Raw genomic sequence first — 13405 nt, 5'->3', positions numbered from 1 at the left:
ATCGTCGCTGCTTCTTTGGGTTGTCCCATACTTTAGACCGCTTTGCCAGATGCAAAACGTCATCAATCTGGCTCCTTAGAGAAGGCTCGCTGTCATTGTTCGTCTTAGGGGATTTGAGGATAGCGAGCCTATCCTTGATTTCACTTAAGGATAAGTCTTGGGCAATTGCTTCTCCTAAAAGCTGTTTACGCTGGGTATCGTCTTTCACACGGGCGATCGCCTGCGCCTTAGTGTAGGCAATCTTGCCAGCCCGAAGTGCCTCAAGAATTTCCGGCGGCAGTCGGAGCAGAGGTAGGCGGGTCGTTGCAAAGGACTCCCAGGTAATTGTTCCTACTTCAGTAAAAACAGCCTGAACTACCTGAGCCTCAGAGTTAATCAAAACGTTTTGATTAACTGTACCGATTGCCTCATTTCGCATTTTATAGAGGAGGGGAGGAACGTCGATCGGTGAAATTTTGAGCCTGAGAGCCAGCAACTGTAAGATTCCCTCTGTCTCCTCAACAGGGTTCAGATCCTCACGCTGCAAGTTCTCAACCAGAGCCAGCTGTAGTGCTTCTTCATCACTCAGTTCTCGGACCGTCACTGGGATATCAGCCAGTCCCACTTCCTGGGCTGCTCTAAATCTTCGTTCCCCAGCAACCAGTTCGTACAGCCCCTCTTTCCCAGAAGGTCTCACCAGGACAGGCTCAAGGACACCGTGCTGCCGAACAGACTCCGTAAGCTGTCGAAGCTTTTCAGGATCAAAGTAGCGCCGGGGCTGACTCGGTGGGAGGGTAATTGAACTAATTGGGAGGCTCTGCTTATTTGAAGTGCTCTCAGGCTCAAACTGCCACTCATCTTTCAAACTATTTCGCTTTGCCATAGCTCAGAGCCTCTTCAAACAGACTGTCATAATCTTTTGCAGCAGAGTTTGCAGCTTCTCCCGACATCGTAAATACTGTTGCTGCCTGCCCAGGCGCATCAGCGATCGCTTGGCGCTGGTAAATTACAGAATTCAGCAGAACAAAGCCCTGAGTATTACTCAAAGCTTCCTGTGCTTCCCGCATCAATACCGTCCCCCGCGCAGCACGGCTCAGGAACATCGCAGCCTTGGGTGTACCCTTTCGGATCTTCTGTGCCTGATGGACTAGGCGCACAATGTCCTTAGCAGAGAGCAAGTCTAAGTTGGAAGGCTGTACTGGGACGATCGCCAGATCCACACTGAGTAATACAGACTTAGCTGGCTCACCCAAAACAGAGGGGGAATCGACAACGACTGAATCATACTCCTCAGATAGCTTTGCGATCTGGTCAAACAGGTCATCGGGATCATCAATTACGACAGAGGGCATATTGAGCTTCTTGAGCCACTGACTGGAACTCATCTGACCATCTGAGTCAATCAGGATCACACGTTGCTGCTTCTGAGATAGCCAATATGCTAGATGGACAGCCGTCGTTGACTTACCACATCCCCCTTTTCTGTTTAAGACGCCAATGAGCATTGCTGTTCTGATAACCTCTTTGCTCTTCATGATGCCAGGAATTGCATCTCTGGTTGACTAAAATCCTGCTAATTTTAAGCCAAAAACATAAGGTTGTGTCACGATAAGGGACTGAACCGCAGATTTCCAGAGTGCTAGTTTTGTGAGCGATCGCCGGCTTTCCCTGCCCCAGGGCTACGATGATTTTCTAAATCGACTCAAAGAGCGCATTAAGACTGCTCAGGTCAGGGCAGCGCTGGCTGTAAATCAGGAACTGATCTATCTCTACTGGCAAATCGGGCGGTCCATTCTTGAACAGCAACAGAGTGAGGGATGGGGAACCAAAGTTATCGAACGCTTGGCGAAGGACTTACGGAAGGAGTTTCCAGAGATCAAAGGGTTTTCCCGCTCCAACCTGGGTTACATGAGGGCTTTTGCAGAGGCATACCCAGATGAAGCAATTTACCAACGCTGCGTTGGTAAATTACCGTGGCGGCACAACATTACCCTCCTCGACAAGCTAAAGACCCAGGAACAACGGCTCTGGTATGCAGAAAAAGCTATTGAAAACGGCTGGAGTAGAGATGTCTTAGTCTGGCAAATTGAAAGTAATCTCTTTGGACGACAGGGTAAGGCTGTCACCAATTTCGATCGCACCTTGCCTCAGCCACAGTCAGATTTGGCAAAGGAGTTAATCAAAGACCCCTACAATTTTCAATTCCTTTCCATACAGGGTAACGTGCAGGAACGCGAGCTTGAGCAGGCTCTTGTCCATCACATCCGGGACTTTCTGATAGAACTGGGCATTGGATTTTCCTTTGTGGGCAGCCAGTACCATCTTGAGGTTGACGGGGAAGACTTCTACCTGGACTTGCTCTTCTACCACCTCAAGCTACGCTGTTTCATCGTAATCGACCTGAAGATGGGAGAGTTTCAGCCTGAATACTCTGGCAAGATGAATTTTTATGTGTCGGCAGTGGATGACCTCCTGCGCCACCCTACTGATAACCCTACGATCGGACTGATCCTCTGTAAGTCTAAGCGGAAGACAAAGGCAGAGTATGCTCTGCGAAACTTGAACACCCCGATCGCGGTGGCAACCCATGAACTACCTGGGGGGCTTCAGGCAAGTCTCCCATCTATAGAGCAGTTAGAGATGGAGCTAGAGGCGATCGCCTCTGACATAGAGAAAAATTTACCAGAGTGATGTAGTCCATGTCCCGCATAATTTTGCACGTGTCCTGTCTCGTCCCCTTATTTTGAGGTTTGCAGGGAGATCTGACCGTACCGTACTCGCCGGCAGCATCCGTTTCCAAACCTGAGCCAACCCTAGCGATTGGCAACCATTAGATCGAGGCGGAAACTCTATAAATATTGCAGAAATTGGCTTGGTAGTTTTGGATTTCCCCATCGGTTCTTAGAGCATCCTGAGAGGTACAGACGTTTTTTAGCTCGGGTCAAGGCTACATAGAAAAGGCGTTTTTCTTCCTCAATGTTTCCATCTTGTACACTGTGGTAACTAGGAAATTCGCCTTCTGTCATACCGGCAATAAAAACGTGGTCGAATTCTAAGCCTTTGGCTTGATGGGCTGTAATGACAACCACTTGATTATTTTGTTCTGAAATATGGTCTAAATTTTTTGCTAGTGCTGTAAACTCTAGCAAACCCCGGAGAGCCGTATCGGGATGAAGGGAGGAATCGTCTTTCTCCTGGAAAATTTTCATAAGTTGGGCTAGGTTCTGGATGCGGCTCTGGTCAGATGCATAATGACGAGCTAGCCCTGAAGATTGCAGGATGTGCTTCAAAAGCTTTGCAGGACGTAACTGTTGGCTGAGTTGCTTCCAGTTACTAATTTCTTCTGCGAGGGGGGCAAAATCTTCACCGTGTTTGGAGTAGAGAGCTACTCGATCGCTCGATTGATTCTCCACGAACGGCATCAAGTAGGCTAGAAGCTCCGTTGTAGTTCTGACATCATCCATTGCATGATGATTTGGACTTGATGTGAGTTTTAGCTTCTTAGCAAGGTTTTCGAGGCTATAACTTTCCGTAGCGATGAAGCGATGGGCTAAGTTCCACGTATCAGCCCACTGCCAGGTAGGAACTTGGATACCCGCTCTTTGAGCATGGGCAGTGACCATTTTGATATCAAATCCTACGTTGTGACCAATCAGCAGAGCATCACCGACAAAGTCGTAAAAGTTCTCTAAAACGGTTCTTGCAGGTTCTCCGTGCTCTTTTAAGAACTCATTACTGTAACCATGAACATGTTGGGACTCACCGACATCTGAAGCGTCAGAAATATAGGCATGGAATGGTGCTTCTTGAAGCTGACCGTTGACCAACTTGACTGCTGCAATTTCGACAATGTCGTCCACAACGGAAACGCCTGTTGTTTCTACATCAAGGACAACGATAGTTCCATTGGTGTAGGCTTCGATGATGTTGCCTAACGGGTCATCATGGGTGAAGGGTTGGGGGGCAGCCAAATCGGTTAGACGAAAACTACAACTCAAACCTTCGCTATAAATCGCACGAAGTTTATCTAAGCTGATACCGCGTTTAGGTGACAGGATTAAACGTTTGAAGGCGCCCGTATCAAATGGGTTAGTAATGAAACGTAAGTAGGATAGCGCGTCTTTAATTTCCTGACGCATAAAAAACTGGTATTGATCAACAGTAATGCAAGGAATACCTACCTCTGTAAGGGTTGCCGCGACATGTCGAGCCTTTCGATGAGTACGGGCTAATACAGCAAGTCGGTTAAACTGGAACTCCGCTCCGTGTCCCGCTGCTAGGGTTTGAATCTGTTGAGCAATCCATAGAGCTTCCTGGTTCCAATCAGAAGCAATGTGGGTGAGGATATCCTCGCCAACATCACAGGATGGTGCAGGGTTAATAGAGGTGTGCCGCTGGTCAAAACTGTTTGCAAAATTTGAAGCAGTCCCCAGTAAGATTTTGGTTGAACGGTAGTTTAGAGAAAGGCTGTAAGTTATTGGATGAAATTCCTGATCAAAGCAATCTAGCACCGTACTTGGCTCAGAACCTCGCCATGCATAGATAGTCTGGTCTAAATCTCCAATAAGAGCCAGGTTGCCACTGCGTACCGCTAATGCTCGGACAATTTCATATTCTCCCAAGTGGGTATCCTGTACTTCATCTACCTGCGCGAAATCAAAGCGATCGCGCCAACGCTGTGACGCGGTAGGTGAGCAATGCAGCATAGAGCGGGTGTAGAAGATGAGATCAGCAAAGTCAAGAGCATGGCGATCGCCAAGTACCTTTTGATACTTAAGCGCAATTTGCCGATCACGATAGTCTAGTGCTCCAAATAAGCTATCTAAAACTAGATCAATCGTTAGCTGCTCCTGAGATGCTTTCGATTTGCAATCAGCGATTTGATTCAGTAGGTTCCAAACCTCTTGGTCTTCATCAAACTTAGACAGATTCTTGAGAATCTCAAAGCAGTCGTTATCGTCATAGACAGCAAAATCGGTGGGTAAACCAATGGTTTGGGCTTCTACCTGTAGCATGTGAGCACATAGCCCGTGGAAAGTTTTGATAGCCAGTTTTCGGTAAACTTCAGGTTGGAACTTTGCTAAGCGATCGCCCATTTCTCTGGCTGCCCGGTTTGTAAAGGTCAAGCACAGAATGCGTTCAGGAGCAAAGCCTTGACTAACTGCATTGGCAACACGTGCAGACAGCACTGAAGTTTTACCAGTTCCAACAGGAGCTAAGACACGAATACTTCCCTTGATATGGTTAATAATATTTTGCTGCTCACAATTGAAGGAGAGCCTATCCATGTTAACCTAGCTCCTGTTGGCAACATTGTGTGTTTAATGTGCTTAATGTAACTAGAAGATAGGGAAATCACTTAGGAAAAGAAAGTTTTACTTGGTTTAGATGAATTCGCTTAAACCCTTCTACTTTCAAAGAATTCAAGAATTATTTCAGGATGTTTTGAGTACTTTCTTTTATGACTTGTCCTTTTCAGGTAATAAAAAGGGTCCTACTTTACTTAGAAGTAGGACCTTGCTCTTACAATCAGGTTCTAGCAAAAATGAAAAGACAGCTTAGTAGCTGCCCGTCCTCGTTTCAACTTGATGATTACCTCCAATCGGGAGTGATTACTTCTTGAGAAAGAATGGACGAATTACCGCTACAAAACCCGTTGCGGAAAGTACTAAAGCAACCAGCAGCAATAGGGTAAGGGGTATAAGACCAAACTGATAAGACGGACAGTCCCAGAGACAAATGTTTCCAAGTAGAGGATGGATATCGAGCAGCATACTGAATGGATGTAGAAAACTAATGGGTACGAAAGAACTGTGCTGAGGATTAATGTTTTACAGCTTCTAACCCTTCACGGCAAGCAATTGACTCTAAAACTTCTAATCGCTGCTGTAGTTGTTGTAGTTGATTTTGATGGAGAGATTCGTTGTGGTGAGCACGCATCCAAATAGTAACCGTGCTACTAGCAGCCGCAAACACGATGGAGAGAGGCAGTAATACTCCTTCCTGAGTTAGCGCAAGGATTGGAATGCAGGCAAACATTGAGAGAGCAGAGAAGCCCCAAATCCAGATTGTTGCTCGTAAACAAGAATTAGCTTTTGGGGGAGAAGAGGTTTGAGTAGACATTGTCATCAGTGATTACTCAGCTATTCCGTTCAGAATTTCGGCTTGATGACTTGGATGAGTAAATTGCCAGGTTTTATAAGCAATAAGACCCACTCCAGCAGCAGCAACAACAGGAGCGGCGGCAGACAATGAGAGACCAGCTACCATACCACCACCTACCCAGCTACCAACAGCAGCAAGCCCAGAAGTAATGCCAGCAGCACTTAAACCACTGACCGTTCCAGCACTAGAAACGGTTGCAATTGTTGCAGCACTGCCTCCGATCGCACCTACAATTACTCCCCCTGCAAATGCCTCTGCCTTACCTGAATTGTCACGGATAATGATCACTGAAGGAGGTACAACAACGGGAGGTACAACAACAGGAGGGGGCGTCACGATAGTGATACAGCCACCTTTATTGTTCAACCCTTGAACACTGCAATCCTGGGACGATGGAGTAGGGGATGTTGAGCCTGATGATGGAGCCGCAAGGGCTGAGTCAACCCATCCTAGAGACAAGGAAGCACTAGAGATAAGCAGAGCCATAAGGAAGGAAACAATACGGTTCCAGATAGCAGTAATGTGCATGGATTGTGAGAAGTTTGGCGGTATGTCGTAAGTTCAGATTGACTTAGAAAGAATTATTCTTGTATCTAATCTAACCCTAAACTCCTAGATCTCCTACACAATGAAAGTATCCAAGAAAAACTACACATTAGCTTCAAAGACTTGCTAGGCAGATCTTTGAAGAATTAGATAGAGTAGGATAAATAATCTCTTTGGTTTGGATTACCCCGTATGAGTATGCAGATATCATGTCTTACTTTATAAAGTAATCAGTATTTTCCGAAACCAGAGTAAATTTGTGCTAAATAACATCTTCTTTGTGGAGCAAATTAAGGTAGCTCGAACTGGTACTTAAGGTTATATGTTGTTGAGTTCTGGGTAAAATCCCCTTGTATCTTGTCGCGCAGCTTGCTTGGCAAGCGGCTCCATGTGGTAGGACCATTAACTACATCTAATCCACTACTGAGGGAGATGCCGAGCAGATCGCTGATGATATAGCGATCGTGAAAATATTCCCAAACGAAAACCTCTGCTTCTAATCCAGATTCATTTAGGGTGCTATTCAACCGGCTAAACCGGGATTTCCAATCAGATTGGGAAAACCGGCTGCGATCGTTTCCTGCGCTGTCATAGCCTTTGGCCGCCACATGAAACTCAATCAATGGGGAGATATCCCTTCTTTTGGCACATTCAAGCAGAAAATGAAATTCCTGGTAACGAGGTTGGGTTGGATCTAAATAGGGATCTATGAAAAGAATTGAGTTGGCATGACTTAATAGAAGTCGTAGATGCTTCAAATAAGAACTGCTTTGCTTGAGGAGTTCAATGGATGAGCCTCTTCTTTGAAAATCATTTAGCTTATCAATTGAGGTAACAAAGCCTTTCTTATCTTCATGTTGCTGAGCAATCTCTCTCAAAGCAACAATCGCTGTAAGTTCCTCCCAGTTATGCGATGCGAGTGCCTCATCAAACCAGGCTGCATGACAGTCGGGTTTATTAGGACCACAAAATGCAACTTTTCTAATCCGCTTCTTTTGCTGAATCTTTTTTAACAGTTCTTTAGCTTTTGGATGGCACTGTTCTGGCGGACTGCTCATCCAATTCTTGAGATAGTTCCACCACTCACCGCCATGCAAATCTCGGACTAGGGCTTCCTCCATTAGGATGGGTTTAAGAATTTGCAGGCGAGCCTCGCATAGATCGGGGCTACTGTAGCAGTCTTGAGCAAAGATATTGGGAATTAGGGCGTATTCGACCAGCATAGTTAGGCAAAAACTTCCTCTAAACCTTCTTCAAAGAAACCACCAGGCCATGCTTTGACTAGCTCTCCTCGTTTATTCAGGGGCATTTCCTGAACGATGCTGGAGGGGCCTACTGGATCGACGTAGAGAACACAAATGTCGTCTGGGGTTACTGGAAGACAACCCTCTGGCAGGGTTTTGTTATAGGTTTCCCGCATTCGACGCATGATTCTCAGCAGCAGATGCTCACTGTGGGTTTCCAGGATGAAAGTGTTTTTTTGCCCCCCTAAAGCTGATTCAATAAACACGTCGGCAAGTTCAGATTGAAGTCGGGGATGCAAGTGGAGTTCTGGCTGTTCAACTGCTACTTTTGAATTCTCCAGGGCGTAGCAAGAGACGAGAATTGGCAATACTTGGCTAACACCAATACCCACATCACGGTGGCTAACGGGAGTTTGAGAGCGTTGATCAACCAAGACCAAATCAACAGTTCTTTCGCTGCTGCTGGTGGCAAGATGTTTCACCCATTCATCTGAAACATCTTCTGTATCCAGCAGGATTGAGATTAGCTCTTCAATCTCCGGTAACGTATGGGCTGGTCGATCGGGTGCCGAGAGCGATTCGATATCTCCCATGAGCCGTTCAATCTCAGATTGAATTTCAGCCCCAAAGCCTGAAGCGTGGGCAATGAGCTTCACTGCTAATTTTTGGAATGCTTCATTCAGCAGGGGTAGCATCTCAGTAGCCAGGTCAGAACCGGGAATGAAATCCCGGAGGACTAACTGGTAGGGAGTCTTCATGCGCTCGGGGTTCGACAGCCAGAAGTTGACCTTCTCGCGCACTTTAGTATTGGTCAACAAAGTTTGCCATGCAGCACCTCCACCTGCTTCCCAGTTGGAGTCTTGCTGGCGGGCTGCTCCAAAATGGCGGGGAGGATAGGAGCGGAAAGGACCGAGATAGCGCAAGCGTTTGAAGTCAGACTCAACGGTTTGAGAAATTCCTAGAATTAAGTCATGCAGTCGGCGAACGAGCCAGAATTGCAGAATGGTGACTAAGTCTTGTTGGCGATCGCCTGATCCCCCTGATCCAATGGGGAGCATACCCGCTCCAAAGAGGGCTGCTGTACTATCAGCTAGCCCTCCAACAATCCCTTCTCGTCCAAAAGCTCGACCAAGGGCTGCCGTATCCGCAGCGGTTATGCTTGCCAAGGCAGCTTTAGGAATTTTCCACCGTCGTTTCTGAGTGGTATATTTGTCGTCGTCAGCGATTTCGATCCCAGGTGGCAGCCAGTTCAGGACTTGAGCCGTGATTTCGGGGGCAAGTTCATTGATGGCTGATTCAATCGCTTCGCGATCTGCTTCAGTTAGTTCGGTAGCTGTAGTTTGAGTAGCGACAATGGCATCAATAATTTGCGCGATGATGGGGTGGTCGTAATTAAGCCGATCGCACCGTAAGATTTCACCTCCTTGACGAGCACTCATGTAGATGATTTCTTCGCGATCGCCCTCAATTGAGAAGGATTGAACGCGTACCTGCCCCGCATCTAGCCCAATCGTAATGGATACCGTAAGGGTTTTGATCGGCTTCAAAAATTCATTCAGCCGTGTTGGAAACTGCTTGGGGTCTAACTCTAATCCCCATTCCACCAGCTTACGACGATCGCGCTTGTACACATACTGACCAAAACCACCCAAATCAACCGCATCGCCTCCAATGGTGGTGGTGTAGGCATCTAATTCGCCAGTTTCAAAGGCATGACGCGCTAAAAGTAAACTATGAATAATGCTGGACTTACCAGAACTGTTAGGACCATAGATGAGCGTAATGGGTCGAATGGGAATTCTTTGGGTATTGGCAAATGCTTTGAAGTTTCCGAGGGTGAGGCTTTTAACCAAACCAGGTGACTCAAAAAATTTTTGAATTGCCTGAGTATCTGTTTTAAGCCTTTTCTGTAACTGAGGAACTTGATTATGTAAAATGGTTTCCCAGGCGCGAGCGCTATAAGCTTGTAGTGCAACGTCATGCTCAATTGCCGCTAAGGCTAACCCCAACGTCATCGAGGGAGTGCCACCTGAATAATCTGCATAAAGTTCCAAGTCTTGTTGGGTTTCTTGCAGTTGTTGAATCTGTTCAGAGATTTCTGCATAGCAAGCATTGAGATCATCAGGCTGCTCTAACGGAATCAGCGTAGTGGTGCAGTTTTTGCGGCTGGCTTCAATATTGGCTTGAATATCTTGAATACGATCGATGTATTCATCTGAGGTGAAGAAGAATACATGGTTAGGCTGTCTGCGGTTAATGGCAGTTTGAATGTGAACCAGGTTACTGGAAGTAGTTAATAGAATGACATTTGCCATATGCCCTCACGCCCCAAGCATTCCCAACTGTTCGTACTCTACTGTATGAGAAATACCCAAAACCTTAGCCTGATGCTCCATTTCTTGTAAGAGTTCGTGCATGTGAGCCTTGCGCCATTCAGAAGTAAGTTTGCCTGAAAAAGCTTGATGTAGAAGGTTGTTAAATAAATTATTTAACTTATCCTTGGAGGCTACCTTAAAAGTCTCTAAAGCTTCAAATTCTTGGACAGTTTTAACAAAAACATCTTGTAGATTTTGAGGAGGTACAATTACATCAATGTTGTTCAAGCCTTGTTGATTAATTCCATAGATAGTGGCTCCTGTAATGTACTTCGCAATATGAGCATTGCGAGTTCTAGGATTTGACAGGTAGTAGTGTAAATAAATTGTTTTTATCTGGTCGATATCTGGTTTTATCCGAATAATTGAGGATTCAAAAACAAGGTCTTGTGTAGACTCAGCTATTCTACACGATTTTGCTGCCCCTTCATAAACTAATGAGCGTCGTGCAATTAGTAAATCTTGGTGGCTAAGGGTATACTTTTCAAGATCAGACTTTGAAATATTGACACGCTTAAGGTTACCTCTTTTAACAATGTCGTAGAAAAGATCAGACATATGTACCATTTCGACACCCGCTTTAGAACCAATTTCTTCATAGTTCTCTTTGGGTAAGTACAAGCCATTTTGAGGGTTTTCTCGCAATAAATCAGATAATTTACAAATTTTCCAGCCTTTTGAATTTGTTGCTGGATCACCAAACATTTTGATAAAAAGTGTAGGAAGGATACGATCGCTCATCTCATTAGCCTCAGCCCGCTTCTTTCGCAACGCATCCGCCTGCTCTAAAAGCTCCACAATTCGCCGCTGCTCTGAAATTGGAGGAAGAGGAATCTTTAGCCCCTCAATTTGGCTTGGAGCAATATTAGGTTGTGCTCCTCCATGAGCTAGCTCCCAAATTCTATTGCGAATAGTTGGCGTTCGAGTCCAATACTTCACCCAGCCATAATCAAGTAAATTCTTCTCCTTAATATGAAATTTCCCAACTCGCTGGTTGAGTAAGCAAGGAGTATTTTGTGTTCTAATTACTCCAGTTTTTCCAGTAGTAGCCCCTGTTAGCGCAATTAATAGATCATTATCTTGAAGTAAGAACTTAGAGTATTTCTCTCCAAATTCATAAGGAAGCCGCACAGCGTTTTTGATGTCAACTTCCTGCGCATTAATATCCCCAATTCGTATCAATGCTATTCCTTCACTAACTACATCCTCGCTTTTAAACGCAAATCCTCCTTGTACTCCCGCAACGCTTTCAAATTTAACTGTCTGCCATCTCATCAAACTACTTCCAAATTTAAAGTAAGGTGTTGTCGTAAAAGCAAGGAATATAAGTTTTATCACAGGGAAGCGGATGGCATTTGCACTTACCTCAATTCACTGATTCCACTTCTCGCAACAGCTTCTCTAAGCCTGCCGCAATTTCCTGCTCGATCGCCAATACCGTTCGAATTAACGTTGCGGGATCTTCATCGGGAACTGCTTCTGCGATCTGGGGTTTGTACCGTCCTGCGGCGAGGCTGAAATCGTTTGTAGCGATCGCATCGAAGGTTGCCCACCAGCATCGAGGTTCTTGACTACCCGCCTCTAATAACGTCCCCGTCTCGACTCCAGGCGGTTCCTTAAACCCAGATGCCTGATAAGTCCTCCATTGAGCCATTAGATCAGGGATGTTGTTTTGTTCTGGCGTTTCGGGTCTGCCCCCTCCCACAATCTTGTCGGGGTCAAAGCCGTCATTCTTGACCTCATAGAACCAGACTTTCTGGGTCGGTTGGTTCACCTGCTCCACTGGCTTACGGAACACCAACACTGCTGTTTTTACGCCTGTGTAGGGTTTAAACACACCCGCAGGCAGGGATACCACCGCGAGGAGATTAAAATCTTTGACGAGCTTCCTTCTTAGGTCAGTGTGTGCACTGGTTGAGCCAAATAGCACCCCTTCCGGTACGACAATGGCACATCGTCCACCCGGAGCCAAGGACTGCATCATCGCTCCTAAAAACAGCAGTTCGCTCTTTTTGGAATTCGTTGGCAAATCCTCTCGGATCGAATCCTTTGGCAATTGTCCCGCAAAGGGCGGATTCGCCAGCATCACCTTATAGCGACGCTGCATATCGTCCTCCGTTAGCCCTCCTTGGTCAGACAACACATTTGCTCGCTTCAACCAAGCATTGGGAATGTTGTGCAGCACCAAATTCATCATCGCGATCCGCATCATTTGGCGTGATACGTCATACCCATAGATGGACTGCTCTAGCAACTCCCAGTTAGGCAGCTTATCCCCCATCCCCTTCCGGTAAGTCTGAAGACTAGGGATTGCCTGCTTAGCTTCCGCTAAAGTCTGCCCCCGCTTCTCTAACCAGTCCTCACCATAAATTGGTAACTCAACCGGATTCTCGCTGTACTTTGCCAGCAAATAGTCCACGGCATCAATTAAGAAGCCAGCCGTACCGCAAGCCAGATCGCAGATGGTATCGCCCAAGTCGGGATCAACCATCTCCACCATAAAGGCTCGGATCTGCCGGGGTGTACGAAACTGACCATTTAGGGCAGATTGTCCTAAGTGGGTGAGCAAATACTCAAAAATATCCCCTTTTACATCGGGTCCCATCTTCTGAAAGTTCAGGGTGTCTAACTCGTCCACTACCTGCTTCAGCACATTGGGATCGACAATTTCCAAGACCGCATCCCGAAAGTATTCCGCCACCCTCGGCGCATCTTTCACCAGCGAAGCCATGTAGGGGAAGACCTCATCCCGCAGAAAATCCCGTAGATCTGTACCACTCTTAAACCGCCACTTAGACCAGCGATACCGCTCTGCTTGCTTGTCAAACAGCAGAGTACTTTGTCCCCCCAGCCGCGCCTGAAGCTCGCGGTTTGACTCTTCCTCATCCAGCAGCTTCAAATAAATTAGGTAGGAAAGCTGCTCAATGTAAGTCACCGGGTTGGTGACACCGCCAGCCCAGAGTGTATCGGTAATTTGATTTAGCTTGCGACGCAGCGCCTGATCCATGACCTAACCCTTTATCTGTCCTGAAATTCTACAGCGAATAGCCACTCTGTATCGTTATTGGAACTATCCCGCTGCTTCATCTGGGAAAA

10 protein-coding genes are annotated in these 13405 nt (G+C 46.3%); 1 reads left to right on the top strand and 9 read right to left on the bottom strand.

Annotated features, from left to right (window positions below; genetic code table 11):
* A partial coding sequence (locus H6F80_RS28180) for a ParB/RepB/Spo0J family partition protein (RefSeq protein WP_190794831.1) occupies nt 1-862 on the bottom strand: 862 nt, incomplete at its 3' end.
* Nucleotides 846-1484: an AAA family ATPase gene (locus H6F80_RS28175; protein ID WP_190794833.1), complete on the bottom strand. Its 639-nt coding sequence runs from the start codon at nt 1482-1484 to the stop codon at nt 846-848. The genes H6F80_RS28175 and H6F80_RS28180, both read right to left, overlap by 17 nt.
* A 142-nt stretch (nt 1485-1626) precedes the next feature.
* On the opposite strand from H6F80_RS28175, the gene H6F80_RS28170 reads away from it, so the two are divergent.
* Nucleotides 1627-2670 (top strand): PDDEXK nuclease domain-containing protein, encoded by a 1044-nt coding sequence (locus tag H6F80_RS28170; RefSeq protein WP_190794830.1) that lies wholly within the window; start codon nt 1627-1629, stop codon nt 2668-2670.
* A 158-nt stretch (nt 2671-2828) separates the two neighbouring features.
* Here the strand turns inward: H6F80_RS28170 and H6F80_RS28165 are convergent, their stop codons facing one another.
* The 7 genes from H6F80_RS28165 to H6F80_RS28135 form a co-directional block, all read right to left on the bottom strand.
* Nucleotides 2829-5267: a 3'-5' exonuclease gene (locus H6F80_RS28165; protein ID WP_190794829.1), complete on the bottom strand. Its 2439-nt coding sequence runs from the start codon at nt 5265-5267 to the stop codon at nt 2829-2831.
* 535 nt (nt 5268-5802) lie between these two features.
* Complete coding sequence (locus H6F80_RS28160) at nt 5803-6102, bottom strand: hypothetical protein (protein ID WP_190794828.1); 300 nt, start codon at nt 6100-6102, stop codon at nt 5803-5805.
* 12 nt (nt 6103-6114) lie between these two features.
* Nucleotides 6115-6672 carry a hypothetical protein gene (locus tag H6F80_RS29320; protein ID WP_199296876.1) on the bottom strand — a complete coding sequence of 186 codons (558 nt, stop codon included), beginning with the start codon at nt 6670-6672 and terminating at the stop codon, nt 6115-6117.
* Nucleotides 6673-6980: 308 nt separating this feature from the next.
* Complete coding sequence (locus H6F80_RS28150; protein WP_190794827.1) at nt 6981-7913, bottom strand: hypothetical protein; 933 nt, start codon at nt 7911-7913, stop codon at nt 6981-6983.
* A gap of 2 nt (nt 7914-7915) precedes the next feature.
* A complete protein-coding gene (locus H6F80_RS28145; protein ID WP_190794826.1) occupies nt 7916-10249 on the bottom strand; it encodes an AAA family ATPase in 2334 nt (777 codons plus the stop codon).
* 6 nt (nt 10250-10255) lie between these two features.
* Nucleotides 10256-11584, bottom strand: coding sequence for a restriction endonuclease subunit S (locus H6F80_RS28140; RefSeq protein WP_190794825.1), 1329 nt, complete (start codon nt 11582-11584; stop codon nt 10256-10258).
* Between the two features lie 91 nt (nt 11585-11675).
* Nucleotides 11676-13316, bottom strand: coding sequence for a type I restriction-modification system subunit M (locus H6F80_RS28135; RefSeq protein ID WP_190794824.1), 1641 nt, complete (start codon nt 13314-13316; stop codon nt 11676-11678).
* Between the last annotated feature and the right edge of the window lie 89 nt (nt 13317-13405).

The sequence above is a fragment of the Leptolyngbya sp. FACHB-711 genome, from assembly GCF_014695615.1.
Taxonomy (GTDB): Bacteria; Cyanobacteriota; Cyanobacteriia; order Elainellales; family Elainellaceae; genus Leptolyngbya_A.
Note: the sequence above shows the minus strand (reverse complement) of the source record. Positions and strands in the feature narration are given on the sequence as shown.

Bases quoted from the DNA above. Each gene is read 5' to 3' on its own strand.
- H6F80_RS28175 (WP_190794833.1), bottom strand. From the start codon at position 1,484: ATGCTCATTGGCGTCTTAAACAGAAAAGGGGGATGTGGTAAGTCAACG.
- H6F80_RS28165 (WP_190794829.1), bottom strand. From the start codon at position 5,267: ATGGATAGGCTCTCCTTCAATTGTGAGCAGCAAAATATTATTAACCAT.
- H6F80_RS28160 (WP_190794828.1), bottom strand. From the start codon at position 6,102: ATGTCTACTCAAACCTCTTCTCCCCCAAAAGCTAATTCTTGTTTACGA.
- H6F80_RS29320 (WP_199296876.1), bottom strand. From the start codon at position 6,672: ATGCACATTACTGCTATCTGGAACCGTATTGTTTCCTTCCTTATGGCT.
- H6F80_RS28150 (WP_190794827.1), bottom strand. From the start codon at position 7,913: ATGCTGGTCGAATACGCCCTAATTCCCAATATCTTTGCTCAAGACTGC.
- H6F80_RS28145 (WP_190794826.1), bottom strand. From the start codon at position 10,249: ATGGCAAATGTCATTCTATTAACTACTTCCAGTAACCTGGTTCACATT.
- H6F80_RS28140 (WP_190794825.1), bottom strand. From the start codon at position 11,584: ATGAGATGGCAGACAGTTAAATTTGAAAGCGTTGCGGGAGTACAAGGA.
- H6F80_RS28135 (WP_190794824.1), bottom strand. From the start codon at position 13,316: ATGGATCAGGCGCTGCGTCGCAAGCTAAATCAAATTACCGATACACTC.